Genomic DNA, 16416 nt, shown 5'->3' on the forward strand with positions numbered 1-16416 from the left:
TCGCCACCTCATGTCTCCCTACGCCGGACCGCACCTGCATAACGTCGTTGCGGTTTGAACCAGCACCTAGGGAGCGCGTCCATGTGCGTTGACGAAAACACATCACCCCAGCAACTCTCCGGTCACGACCGTCGGGGTTTCCTGCGCAATGCGGCGCTGGCGGGGGCCGGTGCGGCAGCCGGGTCGTTGGTCCTCGGTGGGGCGCCGGCGTCCGCGGCGGACGCCTCGCCGAAGGGCGGAATCGGGAGATGGACCCCGGACCCGACCGCGCTTCAGTTCACCTTCGCCGTCATGCCGGACACCCAATACCTGTACTGGGGAAGCCAGGACAGCGTCAACCGGACCCCTCAGGAAGAGTCCTTCCGCTACATCATCAACAACAGCGGAGTCGCCGACAACAACATCGTCTTCATGTCCCACCTCGGCGACCTGACGCAGGACGCCGATCCGTCCTCGTTCCAGCAGGTCGACAGGGCCTTCGACGTGCTGGACTCCAGGGGCGCCGCATACAGCGTGCTGGCCGGAAACCACGACGTGAGCGGTGATGACACACGCGGGGACACGCCGTACCTGCGCACGCTCGGACCCGAGCGGTTCAGACACGCGAAGACCTTCGCCGGCTCGGACCGGACCGGCTACAACACAGCGCACATCTTCCGGGCGGCCGGACGGTCCTGGCTGGTCCTGGCACTGGACTGGCGAACCACCGACCAGGGCTTCGCCTGGGCCGACGCGTTCATCAAGCGGCATCCCGGGATGCCGGTGATTCTGACGTCGCACGACATCGTCTACTCCGACTACGATGACAACGTTTTCCCATACGAGTCGGGCGATCCGGAGAACAACGCCGCCCTGTCGGAGCACGGCCAGACCGTATGGGACCGGCTGGTCAAGGAGAACGACCAGATCTTCCTGACCCTCAACGGCCACTACTGGCCCTCCGGGCGCACGACCAAGAAGAACGCGTACGGCAACGACGTCTACATGCACATCGCCAACTACCAGAACCGCTTCTTCGGTGGCGGGGCCATGATCCGGCTGTACCACTTCGATCTGGCCCGCAACACGATCGACGTCGAGACGATCAACCCTTGGATCCTCGCTCAGGCACCGGAGACCCGCAACGAGTTGGCGGCCGAGCACGCTCGCATCACCGGCCCCGTCGACAACTTCGCCATCCCGATCGATTTCGAAAAGCGCTTCTCCGGCTTCATCCCCGTCCCCACGCGTCCTGCCCGCCCGGCCGGCCGCGTGCTGGTCAGAGGAACGCAGGCGTACTGGCGTTTCGACGGACAGGGCACACCCGGGGCCCCTCTCGCACAGGGCCAGACGATCCACGACCTCACCGGCAAGGGCAACGATCTGTCGGTGGTGACGTTGCCCGGTACCGCCGGGGACGCGCTGACCTGGTCCGACGACCATCATCCCGACCAGCCCGGGCACGGCAGCCTGCGCTTCACCGGTGGCAGGAACCCCGTAACCGGTTCTTATCTGGCAACCAGTGAGACAGCTCCCCTCAACAGGCAGACGTTCAAGGGGGGATACACGATCGAGACGTTCGTGCGGATTCCACTGGACTGGGACGCGGGCCGGAACGGAAACGCATCGATGCTCAGCCGGCGAGGAGCGGCGGCAGACGCCGGCAAACAGGGCAAGAACACCGACCCCAGCGAACCCCTGGCGCAGCTGGCCATCACCAACAACGGCCGCGAGGTGCAGTTCAACCACTACCCGCTGAACAACACGTATCCGACCACCAACTGGAGTCACGGCCTGGCGGAACTCCGGTGGTGGCACATCGCGGTGGTCAACGACGGCCGCTTCACGAAGCTGTACGTGAACGGTGCTCCTGTCGCCGACGACCCGAAGCGGGTGTCGAACGGTCTCACCTCGCTCGGCCTGCCGTGGCTCGTGGGAGGCCACGAATACGCGGGCGCGATTGACATCGTCTTCCACGGCGACATCGGTGAGATCCGCATCGTCGACCGTCCGCTGGCGAAGCACGAGTTTCTGACAGCCTGACGCGAAAGCTCCACGACCTCTGTCCATACCGCCGGTCGGGCAGCGCCCTCAACTCGGTTCGCTCGGCGGCCCCTTTGCGGGGCGGGGGCGGTATTTGAACGTGTTCAACAATGGCGTACGCTCCTGCCATGAGTGACAGAGCCGCCCAGCTCAAGGGCATCCGTGCGTGGTTGGTCCTCTTCGTCGTGTGCCTCGTGCTCAGCGGGGCCACCGCCTTTCCGCTCGTCCATGAACTGCGCTGGACCGAGGACCTGTTGCACGGGCTGTCCGTCGGTGACCACCTGCCCGCACTGATGGAGTGGGTGGAACGTGTCCGTGCCGGACTCGACGAGGCCGACACGGACTATCCCTTCCTGCTCTACGGCACGGACTGGCTGGCCTTCGCCCACCTCGTCATCGCCGTTGCGTTCTACGGGCCGTACCGCGACCCGGTGCGCAACATCTGGGTGATCGAGTTCGGGATGATCGCTTGCGCCGGGATCATCCCACTGGCCTTGATCTGCGGGCCGATCCGCGGGATTCCCCTCTGGTGGTCGGTGATCGACATGTCCTTCGGGGTGTTCGGGGTGATCCCCCTGTACGTGGTGTGGCGGAAGATCAAACGGCTCGAAACGCTGACCCCGACCACGGACGGCGCTCCTGTCCCGGCGTGACTTCGGCGGTGAGCAGCGCCATTCCGAGTACGGGCCACGCCTTCCGCCCGCGACGGTAGAAGCACACCATCGCCTCGACACCGCCGATCAGCTCACGTCACTCGTCGGGCAGCGGCCCGCTCTGCTCGGCGGCTGCCAGAGCAATGACCTTGCCTGACTCACGGTGCCTGGTTCGCTGTCCCAGGCACCGCGGACCGCGGACACCCGGGTTCCTGCTCCAGCACCCCGAAGCGCACATCAGGCCCGCAAACTCAGTGATCGAGACCGCGATGGCCGGCCCACAACGTCCCGGCAGAGTCGGCAGCGGCGGCGACCAGGGCCGCCAGTTCGGGTCTGTCGGGGACCGGGAACGAGACGTACGCGCCCCGACCACCTCCGATCGGCCGGCCGTAGGCCTTTGCGGCGAGGTGCCCGTTCGAGAGGAGCCGGACGTTGAGTGTGGTCAGCGTGAACGCTTCACCGCGTCGAGTGTCCGTCCAACGGAGCGCCTGCGGGATCGTGACATTGATCGCCAGAGCACTTATTTCCAGGTCGCTGCTCATGGACGGATGATCTCACGTGGGTTGCCGCAGGCGGCCGCCATCGGCTCAAGCAGCAGGCAGCCTGAACATGACTTGCGAGGCGCCCCAGTCGGTCCGAAGAGTTCCGTAGGTGCTCGGGGGCATGTCAGCGGTGGCTGGCACGATGCCTCGCATGGATCTCGCACACCCGCTCGACGGCCTGGACGCCCGGCCCTGGTCCGCCCTTTCCCACGCGTACGGCACCGCAGAGGACATTCCCGATGCGCTGCGGGCTCTGACCGGCGCCGACGTGGAAGCGGCGGATGAAGCATTGTCCGGGCTGTATGGAAGCGTGCTGCACCAGGGGACGGTCTACACCGCCTCTGCGGAGGCGGTGCCGTTCCTGGCCGGGATCGCAGTGGCCGGCCACCGCACAGCAGATGTCCTGGCGCTGCTCGGCGGCATGGCAGAGAGCGAGGACGAGTACGGCGTGGCACCGGGCGCGGTCCGGGCGGCCGTGGCAGAGCAACTCCCGCTGCTGCTGCCCCTGCTCGCCTGCCCCGACCCGGAGGTCCGCCGGACCGCAGCCTGGGCGGTGTCCCATACCCGCGCGCCCGTGATCGCGCTCCCGTCTCTTCGCGCACGCTGGGACGAGGAGCGCGAGTCCTCCGCGCGCGCCGAGGTCCTGGCCGGGATCGCACGGCTCGACCCACAGATCGGAGCCGCGGCGGCCGCCGCGGTCCTCGACTCGTCGCAGCCGGCCGAGGTGCGCAGGTCCGCCGTCTTCGCCTCCCTGGACGCAGGAACTCCGTGGACCGAGGCCATGCACACGACGATGCTGTCCCTTCTGCCCGCCGACTCCATGCGTCCTGCTTTCGATCTCGATCGCGGGGAGCCGCTGGCGGCCGTCGTCGAGGCACTCCTGGGCCGGAGCCGTGACATGGAGCGCAAGGCGGCGTTCGCACTGGTCGACGCAGCCCTGCTCGATGATCGGGCCGAGGTGCGGGCCGAAGGTCTCTGGGCCGCCGACCGCGCCTGCATGGTCTCCCGCAGCGCCCCGCGGCGACTGGTGCGGAACCTGCGAGCGGCGGCCGTCGACGAGGAGTCGGTGGTCGCCTTGTCGTCCCTGCTGGGCCGGCTGGGCAGCGTTGCCGCGCCGGCCGCGGACGTCCTCGCCCCCCTTGCCGGACGGAACCCGGACCGCGACGACGACCATGCGGATCGGGCCCTGGCCGCGCTCGTACTGGTTGCGCCCGCGCAGTCGGCCCCGCTCTTGGCAGCCGGCTTCGGGCGGCGCCCGCGGGCCCTCGATGCCGCTGCCGGGTTCCGGAGCCCGGAAGACTCCGCCTTCCCCTGCAGCGACGAACTCCTTCACGCCGTCCGGGTCCGCCTTGCCCGGCCCGAGGCCCTGAGCGGCAACGAACCCTGGCAGCTGACGAACCTGCTGGCGGGATGGGGCGCCGAGGCAGCGCCGGCGTTGCCCGAGCTGTGCGCGGCGCTTCCGCACCTTCCCGCTCAGGCTGCCCGAGCCGTCGCTGCCGTCGCCGCCGATTGCGCCCCGGCGGACCGGGTCCGGGCCGTCACCTCGTTGCGGGCGGTGGCGGGCGAGCAGGGAGTCCTCCCGGCGGCGGAGGCTTTGCACGACCTCACCGGCGAGTTGGCACCCCTGCTGCTCTGCCTCGAACAGCATCTCCGGGGTGGTGCCGGCCAGCTCGGAGAGGCCGCCAGGATGGCTGGTGCGCTCGGTCCCCGGGCAGCGACGCTTGCGCCTGTCCTGCGCGAGGCGCTCAACGGCACGGGCGGCGACACCACCCCCGCGCTGGATACGGACACGGCTCTCGCTGAGGCGTTGTGGCGTGTCACGGGGGACGTGGACGAGGTGGTTGCCGTTCTGGACTCGGTCTTCGCGCGCGCCGAACGGAACTCCTGGTCCCGGTGGTCGGTGGTGCGGGCCGCCCGCACCACGGCCCTCCTCGGCCCCGCGGGACGGTCGCTCGCGGCCCGCTTGGAAGCGACCCTCGACGATCCGGCACAGGCACCGGCCGCGGTGCTGGCCCTCACGGCCGTGGCCGAACCTGCCTCGCTGAACCGTGCCTCGCTCGCCGAAGCCGCCTTGCGGTCGGCGGAATCCGACGCCGATCCGACGGGGGCCTGCGACGCCCTGGAAGCACTCGGCCCTGACACATTGACCGGTGAACAGGTACGTCGGCTTGCCGCTCTCGCCGACGGCGATGCCCGGGTGATCCGCTCGGGAGTCGAAGATCGCGTCATCCGCCAGGACGAAGCCCTCCGAAACCGGGCGCGGGCACTCCTCACGGCCTGCACGGGCCCCGCGGCACCTTGACCTGCCGGCCATCGTCGACCGCCTCGACATCCGAACCGGGCCACGCCCTGCACCGTTCGTCCCGGACCGTGAATGTCGTAGTCGGCCGCCAGCGGACTGGATCTGTCGGGCCGGCTATCCGGTCGTTCGGGCCGAGCGTGGCTGAGCGCGCAGGGCAGGCAGCCGGGCACAGTTCTCCGCTACGGCCAGGCTCTCGTCCAGGGCCAGGAGTGAGAGGAGCCGCACAGGCCGGCCGGCTGTGGCAGCGGCCTCCAGTTTGTGGTGGCCGTCGAGGAGGAAGTGGGTCAGGCCCCAGTGGACGGAGGAGTCATCGCCCAAGCTGAGGGCGGGCTGGCACACGTCCAGCGTGGAGATCGCCACCGCTGTGGGGACCGTTCCCTGCCCCATGAGCGCGACGTACTCCTCGACGCGCTCTCTCTCGTTCCATGTCGGGGGGACCATGGGCACGACGAATTCGTAGAGGTGGGCGTCCGCGTCGACCGCGGTCTCGAAGGTCCGGTAGTACGGGGTGTGCGGGTACTCGGGGAGGCCCCAGAACTGATCGATCCCCCACGTCGTGACCTGTTCACCGCTGAAGTAGTCACCCTCCTTCCCCGGAATGATCAACCGGGGTTCCACGCTCAGGAGCAGCGGGAGGTACTCGCCCTGCGGCAGCAACGCAGCGAACGCATCGATTACACCGCCGTCGTCCGGATCGTCCAGTGCGCCGGTGAGCTGTTCCTGCATGCTCTCCAGAGACAACTTCTCTCTTGCGGTTTCCAGCCGGCGGAACAGGAGCGGGCACGTTCCGCAGTAGAAGCTGAGCTCGAAGGCAGGCTCGTCGTCGACCATGAGCAAGCGGCGCCGCGCTCCTCCACCGCGTTCCTGCAGTTCCGTGTCGAAGTGCAGCCGTGCCTCGGAGGAAGGGACGCCGAGGCTGCGGGGTTCGCCTGTTCTGATCATCACGGGCCGACCGTACGGGACGCTGTGAACCGGTTCCACCGAGTACCTGGCGTGTATCCAGCCGGGCGGGCCAACTACACACGGCCTCGGGGCTGGAGCGACGCCGGAGCGACCGATAATGCTGAGCACGTGTTCGCACGGTGCTGGCATCGTATGAACCATGGCAGCGATAGAAGACGGCGCGTCCGAACCGGGCAGCCCCGTACGCCGAGTTCAGATGTCTATGGAGGAGGCGGCGTGGCTTTATCAGGCAGATGAGGTGTGTCCGGAAGACCTGCCGATGACCGCTGCCGAGGCACTCGCAGCAGGGGCGGACAGCCCGACACTTTGTGAGCTCGCCGGGTTGTCGCGCAAGACGGACTCCCGGGACATCCGCGACGCCTTCGAGCAGGCGCTCGCAGAGCTCGGAATCGCGTTGCCCGATCCCGCTCCGGCCCAGCGCTACGCGCTCCGCAGGCTGGCCACCAGGTTCGCCGCCGGGGACGTGTCCCTCACCGAGCTGGCGTCGGATACGTGGTGGGAGGTGGAGGTCGCGACCGCGGAAGAGCATGCTTTCGTGGAACTGCTTCGGACATGTGCTTGCTGTTTCGAGTACACGCTGGGGCTCGACGAGGAGGAATGGAAGTCCCGACTGCGCGCCACGGCCCTCGCTCTGGCCTCACATCCCACGGTCGGTCCGGACAGCTAGGCGCAGTGCCGGGACTCTGTTGGTGATCTTGCGGCTCGGCGCCGGACGACTGCTGAGGGCCATGGCTCCGGCGTGCGAAAAGGCGGCATTGCCCGGAGTGCGGAGCGCCATCGGCGCCGAGGTCGCTCAGTGTTCGGCCCGGCTGTCGGCCGACAGTCGGAGGGGGCTGAAGGTTGTACGGCGGCGGCCGATCTCCGGTGTGAGAAGGGACATGCGCGCAACCTGTGACGGTTGAGGCGACGCGTCCGATGGGGGAGTGGGGAAGAACCGGGACCGGGCTTCCTGGGTGACCGGATCAAGGGGACACATCATGCGTGAAGGTGAGAGACGGGGCATGCGCCGACAGGTGATCATCGGGGTGTTCGTCGTCGCGCTCGCCGCCGGGGGCGCGGTGTTCCGGCCCGTCGAGCCGGCCACGGAGGTGCGTGCGCTCACCGCGCCGGCAGCGTCCGTGAGCGACACCGGAACCGCCGAGGCGAAACCGGCCGACCAGGTGCGCGGGGAGAGGCTGTTGCGGCAGGCCGGCGTCTGGTTGCGCGACGCCTACTCCGTGCGGATGGCGGCCGATGTCCGGCAGGGCACCAAGCACGTACGGGCGGAGGTGCGCCTGGACCACCACGGAAACTGCTCCGGGACCATCGACGACGGCGACGGAGTCGTCGCACACGTCGTCTACCTCAAGGGAGGCGCGGACACCGACGGGGACGGCGAGGGCGACGGCAAGGACGAGGCATACCTGAAGTACACCGACGCGGCCCTCGCCGCGATCGAGGTCAAGGCTGAAGCCATGAGCCCCGAAATGGGCGCGCGCGTGCGGGCGTTCACGGCCCGGGCCCGGGGCAAGTACATCAAGGCGCCGTCGGGCCCGAAGGGTGCGCAGGCCCTCGGCAAGCAGTGCGGCGTCGGCCAGATGTTGGCCACCGCGATGACCCGGCGTCCCGAGGGAACCCGCACGCTGCCCGTCGTGACCCGCGACGGGGAACGCCTTATTCCGCTTGTGCTGCCCTCGGCGAGCGGAGGCGGCACCGCGTATCTCGTCGCGGACGGAGACCCGCGGCTGCGCTCCGTGAGCGGCACCTCCGGCGGCATGCGTACCGCCGTAACCTTCACCGACTACGACAAACCCTTCTCGGTCCCCCGGATCGACCCGGCGCAGGTCGTGGAGGCCCCGGCGAACGGCGGCGCGTTGTTCGAGGTCTGAGAACCTGCCGCCGCTTGATGACCTCCCGGACCTGTTCGCCCGACCTCAGGCCACGGCGGGGGACCGCGCAGCACCGACCCGGCGGCGCCTACCGTCCCTCGTCGTGCGCCTCGGTGGCCAGCTCCGGCATGAGCCGGTCGATGACGGTGTAGTTCACCCCGGTCCAGAACTCGCCGCCCTCGCCCGCCGAAGACCGTTCGTGCTCGGTGATCGCGTGCTGGTCGCTGCTGGTGAGGTAGTCCTCGACGTCGTTGACTGAGGCGAAGCCGAGGATCTCGACGACGTCCATGGCGGCGGCGTCGGGGTCCTCCATCGTGGTACCGATGGTGTGCAGTTGCGCGTAACGGCGTACGTAGGTGTGGGTCGCCGGCTGGGACAGCACGAGAGCGGCATGGTCCTCGAGCCAGGAGCGCTGGAAGTCCTCACGCGACACCTCCGGGCGGCGCTGCAGAATGCGCACCAGGCTGATCGGCTCCCGGCGCAGACGGCTGGGCAAGATGATGTGTTCCCGGGTGAGGCCGCGGGTGACCTTGCGGAAGACGGTCCGCTCGTCTGCGATGACACGCTGGGCGAACTTCTCCTGTCCCAAGGTGGTGTCGACGTCCCCCGGGGTGCGGTAGGTGATGTAGGCCAGTCCGTCCCAGCGCGGCCTGCGGTGGACGGGGACGTGCGCGGCGGGATCGTCCAGGAGCCGGCCCGCGGTGTCGGTCATGGCGGTGTACGGCGGTGGCCAGGCGGAGGAGGGGCCGCCGGCGATGCGGTGGACCTGGTCGTAGCGCACGACCAGCTCCGAGGTGCTGCCCGGCTCGTCGTAGGCGAACTTCGGCCCGTGGACCTTGCGCCAGTATTCGTCGAAGTGCTCGAAGGCGAGGTTGGGATCGCCTTCCAGCGCCAGGTCGTGCGGCCGGGCGTCGGGCTGTTCGACCTCGTGGCCCGAGGAATCGACGGCCGAGCCCGCGTCCTGGGGCCGCAGGGCGCGCGGTGTGGCGTCCGCTCTGGAGACGAAGGTGGGGGTCACCGTGAGCGGCTCGGTGGTGGCGGTGAAGGTCCGGCGGTGCGGGGCCCGGTGAACTCGATCGGACGTACTCGGGTCGGGAACCTCGTGCGAAGCCATGGGCGGTCCTTGCGGGAAGCGGCCGGATACGGGGGTGCTGGCGGTGCGAGGCTAGGTCGGTAGGAGCGCAACCACGCCCGCGCCGGGCGGCCACTGATCCGGCCGGCCCTGCAGACTCACCCGAAGGCACTCCACGAGCGCGGGACACAACCGGCCGCCTCCAGGCTCCTGGCGGCGCCGCCGGGCCACGCCGCCAGGAACGGAAGAAGGGGCTCAGGCCGGGATGACCTTCTCACTGCGCAGGGTGTCGAAGAGGGCCGCGAAGGAGGCGAGGGTGTCGGCATAGTCGGTGAACCCGGCGCCGCGGCTGCGACTCATGTCGGTGAAGCACTCCACCGGGCGGCTCAGGTCGCTGTCCGTGTGCCACCAGGACGCGACCCGCGAGAGGTCAGCCTCGACCAGTCCCTCCCGTCCGGCGAGCCGACGCCACAGGTCCTCCTTCCCGGCCGTCTGCTGCTCCAGGGGGCGCGCCCGGTCGGCATAGCCCTCGGGTTCGACGCCGAGCAGTTCGGCGATGCGGGGCCACATCCAGCGCCAGCGGAAGACGTCACCGTTGGCGGCGTTGTACGCCTGGCTCGGCAGGTTCTCGGTGGTGGCGGCCCAGATCATCTGGCGGGCCAGCAGACCGGCGTCGGTCATGTCCGTGATGCCGTTCCACTGCACCTCGTTGCCGGGGAAGACGAAGGGTGTGCCCTCGGCGCGGCACAGCGCCGCCTGAGCGGCCAGGGTCTGTCCCATGTTCATGGCGTTCCCGACGGCGTACCCGATGATGGTGTGCGAACGGTGGACGCTCCAGGCGAAGCCGAGGCGCTCGGCCGCCGCCCACAGCTCGTCCTCCTGCGCGTAGTAGAAGTTCGGGGCGTCCAGGCGGGGTTCGTTCTCGTGGAAGGGGGTGTCCCGCGTCGCTCCGGTGCCGTACGCCTCGAACGGGCCCAGGTAGTGCTTGAGCCCGGTGACGAGCGCGACGTGCCGCAGGGTTCCCGCCCGGCCTGCCGCGTCCAGGACGTTGCGCACCATGGCCGCGTTGACGGTGATGTTCTCCGCCTCGGTCGGCCGGCGGCTCCACGCCGTGATGAAGACATGGGTCGGAGCCGTACCGGCCAGGGCCTGCTCCACCGACCGTGGGTCGGTCAGGTCCGCACGCAGCGTCGTCACACCGTCCGGGGCGGCGCTCTTCCGCCGGGACAGACTGGTGGTGGGCCAGCCGTTCGCGACCAGTTCCCGGCACAGGGCCCGGCCTGCGATCCCGGTACCGCCGACCACCAGGGCGCTTCGGCGACGTACATCTGTGTTCATGACTTTCCTTGCTCTCTTCTCTTGCGCGGGCAGGACGTGCGGCGGCCAGGTGAGGGACACCGTCTTGTGGCCGTGGCCGACCGCACCGGACCGGACCGCTCTCGGCGCGGTAAACGCCACCCGGCCGGTGCGGCGTCCGGAGCGGACACTCCGCTCCGCAGCCGCTAGGCGGTCGCCGTCGAGAAGGGGTAGTCGACGTAGCCGCGCTCGTCTCCGCCGTAGAACGTCGAACGGTCCGCCTCGTTCAGCTCGGCGCCCTGAGCCAGGCGGGTGGGCAGGTCGGGGTTGGCGATGAACGCGCGGCCGAAGGCCACGGCGTCGACGGTGCCGCTCTCCACCGCCCGCAGCGCCCGCTCCCGGTCGTAGCCGCCCGCCGCGATCAGACGGCCCGGGTAGCGCTTGCGCACCCAGGCGCTGTCGATGCTGTCGGCCGGGCGCCGGCCGGTCTCCGAGTCGTCGCCGACGATGCCCGGCTCGACCAGGTGCAGGTAGGCGAGGTCGCGCTGCGCGAGTGCGTCCAGGACGTAGGTGAACAGGGCGACCGGGTCGGAGTCGTGCATGTCCTGGAAGGTGCTGCTCGGCGAGAGCCGGACGCCGACGCGATCGGCACCGACCGCGTCGATGAGCGCGTCGAGCGCCTCCAGCAGCAGGCGCGCGCGGTTCTCGACGCTGCCGCCGTAACGGTCGGTGCGCCGGTTGGCACTGTCCTGGAGGAACTGGTCGATCAGGTAGCCGTTGGCGGCGTGCAGCTCGACGCCGTCGAAGCCGGCGGCCGCCGCGTTCCTGGCGGCCGTGCCGTACTGGGCGACGATCGCCGGGATCTCCTCGGTCTCCAGCGCCCGCGGTGTCACATGCGGCGTGCGGCCGTCCCGGGCGAACGTCCACCCGTCGATGCCGATGGGGGAGGGGCCGACGGGGTCCTTGCCGCCGGGCTGGAGGCTGGGGTGCGAGGCGCGCCCCGTGTGCCACAGCTGGGTGACGATGGCCGAGCCGGCGTCGTGCACCGCGTCGGTGACCGGCTTCCATGCCTGGACCTGTGCGTCGGTCCACAGTCCGGGGATGTCGGGGTTGCCGATGGCCTCGGGCGAGATGGCGGTGCCCTCGGTCACGATGAGCCCGGCAGAAGCACGCTGGACGTAGTACTCGGCGGCGAAGGGACCGGGACGCCCGTCCGGCAGGGCGCGACTGCGGGTCAGCGGCGGCATCACGATGCGGTTGGACAGCGACAGCGCCCCGAGCCGGACGGGGTCGAACAGGGACAGGCGGTCAGGCATGGAGTTACTCCGCAGAAGCTGAAAGAGGGTCCGCCGGCCGCGGTGATCGGCCGACTCTCCCGAAGCTAAACGTTCACGTTGACGTGAAGGTCAAGCGTGAGGCCCGTCCCTCTCCGGAACGTCCCGCAAAGCCCCGCGACCTGCGCTCCGTGCCCCGCGCACCGCAGGCACCCCACGTACACTTTGACGTGTACGTGAACCTTGGCTTCAGTGGGCCGGCACCAGCGGAAGAGTGCGCGCGATGAAGATCGGTGAGCTGGCACGCCGCGCCGGCGTGACCACCAGAACCCTGCGCTACTACGAGGAACAGGACCTGCTGCACCCCGAACGGCAGCCCAACGGCTATCGCTCCTACCCCGAGTCCGCCCTGCTGCGCGTCGAACAGATCCGTGACCTCCTCGCCGCCGGGCTGTCCACCCGAGTCATCCGCGTCGTGGTCCCCTGCTTCGAGGGGTCGGGCTCTGAGCTGCGGCCGCAGGTGGACGAGGAACTCGCCGCGAATCTGGCCCGCGAGGTCGAGGAGATGGACGTCCGTATCGACGCCCTGGTCCGCAACCGCGACGCCGTCTGCCGCTTCCTGCACAGCGCCACCCCTGCTCCCGCCGAGAGCAAGTAGCAGTCCAGAACGCGATCTGAACGCGACCTGGAACGCGACCTGGAACGCGACCTGGAACGTGTCCGCGGCGTCCGGCTAGGGCCGATGTGCGTCGTCCATTTCCGTCCCTGTGTCTCCTGTGTCGCGAGTGCGGCGTCGGTCATGGACCCGGGGCGCGGCGTAACCCCTTATTGCGGATTGACTGATCCAGTTTGACACCCGTAGACGCGTCGATCAATATCGGATCAGTTAATCCATAACTAGTGGAGGAGCCCGCCCCGATGACCACAACGTGCCCCACACCGGTCCGCGAGCGAGCGCACGAGTCGTTCCCCGTTCCGGCGCTGGTGGTGATGGCGTGCACCGGATTCATCGTGATCATGACCGAGACGCTGCCCGCGGGGCTGCTCCCGCAGCTCGCTGCCGGACTCGATGTCTCCGAAGGCGGCGCCGGCCAACTCGTGAGCGTCTACGCGATCGGAACGGTCCTTGCGGCGATACCCGCGATCACGCTGACGCGCGGGGCACGGCGGAAGCCGCTCCTCCTTGCGGGCCTGCTCGGATTCCTTGTCGCGAACGCGGTCACCGCGGTATCGCCGTCGTTCACCATCGCTCTTGTCGCCCGGTTCGTCGGGGGAGCCTTCTCCGGTCTGCTGTGGGGCATGCTCGCCGGATACGCCCGGCGTATCGCCGCACCCGAGCACGCCGGGCGTGCCCTTGCCATCGCCATGACCGGCACCCCGGTCGCACTCTGCGTCGGAACACCACTCGGCGCCTACTTGGGCTCGACGGTCGGCTGGCGCTGGTCCTTCGCCGCGATGTCACTGCTCAGCGTCATCGTCATGGTCTTCGCCAAGTTCCTTGTGCCCGACGCCTCCGGGCAGCCGTCGCAGACACGCGCTCCGCTCGGCCGGGTGCTGGGCATCCCCGGCGTGGCGACCATCCTCACCGTCGTATTCGTCTGGATGCTCGCGCACAACCTGCTCTACACCTACATCGCTTCCTATCTGCAGCAGATGCGTCTCCCGCTCCGGCCCGACCTCACCCTTCTCGTCTTCGGCGTCGCCGCGCTCGGAGGAATCTGGATCACCGGCGTGTTCATCGACCGCGCACTGCGCAAGCTCACCCTGGCGAGCGTGACCCTGTTCATCGTCGCCGGCGCGTTTCTTGCCGCCGCGCAGCAGTCCACTGCGCTCACGCTGCTCGCGATCGTGCTGTGGGGCCTCGCGTTCGGCGGCTCGGCAACGCAGTTGCAGACCGCCATGGGGGAGGCTGCGGGCGAGAACGCCGACGCGGCGAACGCGATGCTGACGACATCCTTCAACTTGGCGATTTTTGCGGGTGGTGCGCTGGGGGCTGTGGTCGTCGAGGGCGTGGGTGCACCGGTTCTTCCGGCGGGGATGATCGCGCTCACGCTCATGGCGCTCGTCACGGTCTGCTTCGGCCGGCGCGCGGCATTCCCCGCGGGGCGCTGATCGAGAACCGGCCCGGCCACTCGTCGAACTCGCCAAGTCCTCAACGCCTTCGGCCTGACCTTCGACGCCGACGAGGTTGTCGGCGTGCCTGCGTACGGTCGCGGCTCACATGATTTCCGACCTCGACCTCGACCTCGATCTCGACATCACCGTCGTCGTCGGCAGATGGCAACCGGCCGTTGTCGGCTACTGGGCCGCATACGTCGCTAAAGTCACCATCGCGCTCAACTCAGGAGGACAGCGGATGAGTGACCATGATTCGCGCGCAAACGGTGAGGCCTGGGATCCCTTCGGCACGTTGCGCCGCGCGTTGTGGATCGGAGGCGGTCAATGGGCCGGCAAGTCGAGTGTCGCCCGGCTGCTGGCCGTTTCATACGGCGTCACCGTCTACCACTACGACCACCACGATGCCCGTAGTCACAACGATCGCAGGATCGCCCGCCGTGTCGCTCTCGGCGAGCCCGCCACCGTGCCTGACCCGGACAAGACGTGGGTCCACACCACCCCGGAGGAGATGGCCACCGAAACCATGGCCGGTTTCCCGGACCGGTTCCAGTGGGCTCTCGACGACCTGCGCGCGCTCGTGTCCGGCCGCCCCATCATCGCCGAGGGGTGGGGACTTCGACCCGAACTCGTGGCACCCCTCATCGACTCACCGCGCCGGATGATCGTGATGGTGCCCACGCCCGGGTTCCGCGTCCGGCAGGCCCGCGATCTCCCCCGAGCGGCCTCGCTCGGACACCGGGTCAGCGACCCTGACCGAGCACAGGCCAACCGACTGGCCCGCGACCGACTCGTTGCCGAGGACGCCGCCCGCCGGGCCCAGCAACTCGGGATACGCGTACTCAGGGTCGATGGGTCGCGCGACGCCGTTGCGATCGCGGAGATCGTCGCCGATCACTTCGGCCCCTATCTTCCCGAGCGAGATCGCCTGAGTTGATCGTCAGAGTCACTCCGAGAGTTCCCGTACCCGCCGTCACCACCACATGCGCCGGTGCGGCACATCGTTCTTCTTGAACCGGACATGAGTTGAAATGGGTGGGCATGCCCTTGGGGCCGTAACCACTGGCGAGGGTGCGCCGTTCAGGATGGGACGGGCCACACTGAGTCCGCGCGATCGCACCCCGGAGGATCTCTTGCGTACCCGCACCGCACTTGCCGCGCTCATCGTCAGCACGGCCGCACTGGCGGCCGGCGGCGGCACCGCCATCGCCGCCGACGGCCTGCCTGACAAGTGCACCCCCGACGAGTCCTACACCGTTCCGGTGGGCAAGATCGCCGGGCAGGTTTCGAACAGTGTCCTGGGACGGGACCCTCTCGCAGAGCTCTGCAAGAGCGGCCAGGGCTCCGCGAAGTAGGAAGAGATCGAATGTACTGGTCGCAGCCACTCGTTGATGGCTGCGACGAGGACCGGGGCGTGCTGCCGGCTCACCAAGGACGAACGTGACGAACTCGCCGCCCCGCTCGCACCCACCCGGGTGAGCGAACGGGCCCTCCGAATCCGCACCGGCGTCGACCAGCGGGCGTGCGGTGTGGCGGAAGGGGCCGGCGACGTTCAGGACCTCGGTGGTGTCGGCGAGCGCGGCGCGCAGGACGCCGGGTCGTCGAGTACGAACGCCCTTCTGCCTACACCGAGTTCATCGCCCAGCGTGGTGATGCGCTCCTGGTTGCGGTCTGCCACGACGAGGTTGAGGCCCGACTGCGTGACGTGTTCCGCGACCGGCTAGCGCGCGCGGCTGGTGCCGCCGGTTCGTGAGCTCTTGAATCCGCCCCCGGTGTTGGCCGGCTCTCGTCCATGGCACTGCGAGCGGGATGGCGCGCGGAGGGTGCGTGAAGGCGCTGCGGGCAGGGGGCGGTGCGGGGGAACCGGCGCGACCGGCTCCTTCCGCCGAGAAGCGTGCCCACCGGCGATCGTGCCTGATCAAGGCGGATGCCGCTGGACTCGGTCACCCATACGGAGGTTGTCGCCGGGAACCTTCTGCGTGGCTGCGGCACGATCGAGGAACGATCCGGTATGGAGCCGGCCGATGAAGGGGAAGTTCCGTGATCCGCAAAGCCGCAGCATCCGCGTCCGTCGCTCTGGCCCTGCTCGTCGCCTCGCCCGCCGCCGCATGGGCCGCTCCGAGTGCTCCCCAGAAGGACCCCGTCGAGGTGTGCAAGAAGCTCGTCGAGCTCGTCAAGATCCTCAACCCCTCTGCTCCTGCGGCGGACCTGGACAAGCTGTGTGAGCCCAAGAGCCCGAGCCCCGCGACGTCGCCTTCGCCCTCACCGTCGACCTCGCCTTCGGCCTGACCTTCGACACCGGCGTCGCA

15 protein-coding genes are annotated in these 16416 nt (G+C 69.1%); 10 read left to right on the forward strand and 5 right to left on the reverse strand.

The genetic code is table 11. The annotated features are described in order from the left end of the window. The first annotated feature begins 81 nt into the window (after positions 1-81). Positions 82-2022, forward strand: a complete 1941-nt coding sequence (locus ABD366_RS27025) for a LamG-like jellyroll fold domain-containing protein (RefSeq protein WP_324765725.1) — start codon at positions 82-84, stop codon at positions 2020-2022. A 128-nt stretch (positions 2023-2150) separates the two neighbouring features. Beyond that, positions 2151-2675, forward strand: a complete 525-nt coding sequence (locus ABD366_RS27030; RefSeq protein ID WP_324765724.1) for a hypothetical protein — start codon at positions 2151-2153, stop codon at positions 2673-2675. 251 nt (positions 2676-2926) lie between these two features. Here the strand turns inward: ABD366_RS27030 and ABD366_RS27035 are convergent, their stop codons facing one another. Next, positions 2927-3217: a hypothetical protein gene (locus ABD366_RS27035; protein ID WP_324765723.1), complete on the reverse strand. Its 291-nt coding sequence runs from the start codon at positions 3215-3217 to the stop codon at positions 2927-2929. A 151-nt stretch (positions 3218-3368) separates the two neighbouring features. On the opposite strand from ABD366_RS27035, the gene ABD366_RS27040 reads away from it, so the two are divergent. Next, on the forward strand, positions 3369-5519 hold the full coding sequence (locus ABD366_RS27040) for a hypothetical protein (protein ID WP_324765722.1): 2151 nt from the start codon (positions 3369-3371) through the stop codon (positions 5517-5519). A 114-nt stretch (positions 5520-5633) separates the two neighbouring features. Here the strand turns inward: ABD366_RS27040 and ABD366_RS27045 are convergent, their stop codons facing one another. Continuing rightward, positions 5634-6461 carry a hypothetical protein gene (locus ABD366_RS27045; RefSeq protein WP_324765920.1) on the reverse strand — a complete coding sequence of 276 codons (828 nt, stop codon included), beginning with the start codon at positions 6459-6461 and terminating at the stop codon, positions 5634-5636. 217 nt (positions 6462-6678) lie between these two features. On the opposite strand from ABD366_RS27045, the gene ABD366_RS27050 reads away from it, so the two are divergent. Both ABD366_RS27050 and ABD366_RS27055 read left to right on the forward strand, forming a co-directional pair. Further along, entirely contained in the window at positions 6679-7149 is a 471-nt protein-coding gene (locus tag ABD366_RS27050) for a hypothetical protein (RefSeq protein WP_324765721.1), read from the forward strand. Between the two features lie 334 nt (positions 7150-7483). Then, positions 7484-8350 (forward strand): hypothetical protein, encoded by an 867-nt coding sequence (locus ABD366_RS27055; protein ID WP_324765720.1) that lies wholly within the window; start codon positions 7484-7486, stop codon positions 8348-8350. Positions 8351-8438: 88 nt separating this feature from the next. Here ABD366_RS27055 and ABD366_RS27060 read toward each other — a convergent pair whose 3' ends face one another. The 3 genes from ABD366_RS27060 to ABD366_RS27070 all read right to left on the reverse strand — a co-directional run bounded on the left by ABD366_RS27060 (position 8439) and on the right by ABD366_RS27070 (position 12034). Continuing rightward, entirely contained in the window at positions 8439-9464 is a 1026-nt protein-coding gene (locus tag ABD366_RS27060) for an EthD domain-containing protein (protein ID WP_324765719.1), read from the reverse strand. 213 nt (positions 9465-9677) lie between these two features. After that, on the reverse strand, positions 9678-10760 hold the full coding sequence (locus ABD366_RS27065; RefSeq protein ID WP_324765718.1) for an SDR family oxidoreductase: 1083 nt from the start codon (positions 10758-10760) through the stop codon (positions 9678-9680). A 164-nt stretch (positions 10761-10924) separates the two neighbouring features. Beyond that, positions 10925-12034, reverse strand: coding sequence for an alkene reductase (locus ABD366_RS27070; protein ID WP_324765717.1), 1110 nt, complete (start codon positions 12032-12034; stop codon positions 10925-10927). A 241-nt stretch (positions 12035-12275) separates the two neighbouring features. Here ABD366_RS27070 and ABD366_RS27075 point away from each other — a divergent pair, with 241 nt between their 5' ends. The 5 genes from ABD366_RS27075 to ABD366_RS27095 all read left to right on the forward strand — a co-directional run bounded on the left by ABD366_RS27075 (position 12276) and on the right by ABD366_RS27095 (position 16396). Beyond that, on the forward strand, positions 12276-12650 hold the full coding sequence (locus ABD366_RS27075; RefSeq protein ID WP_324765716.1) for a MerR family transcriptional regulator: 375 nt from the start codon (positions 12276-12278) through the stop codon (positions 12648-12650). Between the two features lie 260 nt (positions 12651-12910). Continuing rightward, a complete protein-coding gene (locus ABD366_RS27080; protein WP_324765715.1) occupies positions 12911-14104 on the forward strand; it encodes an MFS transporter in 1194 nt (397 codons plus the stop codon). A gap of 109 nt (positions 14105-14213) precedes the next feature. Continuing rightward, positions 14214-15044, forward strand: a complete 831-nt coding sequence (locus ABD366_RS27085) for a hypothetical protein (protein ID WP_324765714.1) — start codon at positions 14214-14216, stop codon at positions 15042-15044. Between the two features lie 196 nt (positions 15045-15240). Beyond that, positions 15241-15462, forward strand: a complete 222-nt coding sequence (locus ABD366_RS27090) for a hypothetical protein (protein ID WP_324765713.1) — start codon at positions 15241-15243, stop codon at positions 15460-15462. Positions 15463-16147: 685 nt separating this feature from the next. Continuing rightward, entirely contained in the window at positions 16148-16396 is a 249-nt protein-coding gene (locus ABD366_RS27095) for a hypothetical protein (protein ID WP_324765712.1), read from the forward strand. The last annotated feature ends 20 nt before the right edge of the window (positions 16397-16416 follow it).

The sequence above is a fragment of the Streptomyces kunmingensis genome (assembly GCF_039533535.1).
In the GTDB taxonomy this organism is placed as follows: domain Bacteria; phylum Actinomycetota; class Actinomycetes; order Streptomycetales; family Streptomycetaceae; genus Streptomyces; species Streptomyces kunmingensis.

Excerpts from the sequence above, each read along its gene's own strand:
- ABD366_RS27025 (WP_324765725.1), top strand. The coding sequence starts at position 82 with ATGTGCGTTGACGAAAACACATCACCCCAGCAACTCTCCGGTCACGAC.
- ABD366_RS27030 (WP_324765724.1), top strand. The coding sequence starts at position 2,151 with ATGAGTGACAGAGCCGCCCAGCTCAAGGGCATCCGTGCGTGGTTGGTC.
- ABD366_RS27035 (WP_324765723.1), bottom strand. The coding sequence starts at position 3,217 with ATGAGCAGCGACCTGGAAATAAGTGCTCTGGCGATCAATGTCACGATC.
- ABD366_RS27040 (WP_324765722.1), top strand. The coding sequence starts at position 3,369 with ATGGATCTCGCACACCCGCTCGACGGCCTGGACGCCCGGCCCTGGTCC.
- ABD366_RS27045 (WP_324765920.1), bottom strand. The coding sequence starts at position 6,461 with ATGATCAGAACAGGCGAACCCCGCAGCCTCGGCGTCCCTTCCTCCGAG.
- ABD366_RS27050 (WP_324765721.1), top strand. The coding sequence starts at position 6,679 with ATGTCTATGGAGGAGGCGGCGTGGCTTTATCAGGCAGATGAGGTGTGT.
- ABD366_RS27055 (WP_324765720.1), top strand. The coding sequence starts at position 7,484 with ATGCGCCGACAGGTGATCATCGGGGTGTTCGTCGTCGCGCTCGCCGCC.
- ABD366_RS27060 (WP_324765719.1), bottom strand. The coding sequence starts at position 9,464 with ATGGCTTCGCACGAGGTTCCCGACCCGAGTACGTCCGATCGAGTTCAC.
- ABD366_RS27065 (WP_324765718.1), bottom strand. The coding sequence starts at position 10,760 with ATGAACACAGATGTACGTCGCCGAAGCGCCCTGGTGGTCGGCGGTACC.
- ABD366_RS27070 (WP_324765717.1), bottom strand. The coding sequence starts at position 12,034 with ATGCCTGACCGCCTGTCCCTGTTCGACCCCGTCCGGCTCGGGGCGCTG.
- ABD366_RS27075 (WP_324765716.1), top strand. The coding sequence starts at position 12,276 with ATGAAGATCGGTGAGCTGGCACGCCGCGCCGGCGTGACCACCAGAACC.
- ABD366_RS27080 (WP_324765715.1), top strand. The coding sequence starts at position 12,911 with ATGACCACAACGTGCCCCACACCGGTCCGCGAGCGAGCGCACGAGTCG.
- ABD366_RS27085 (WP_324765714.1), top strand. The coding sequence starts at position 14,214 with ATGATTTCCGACCTCGACCTCGACCTCGATCTCGACATCACCGTCGTC.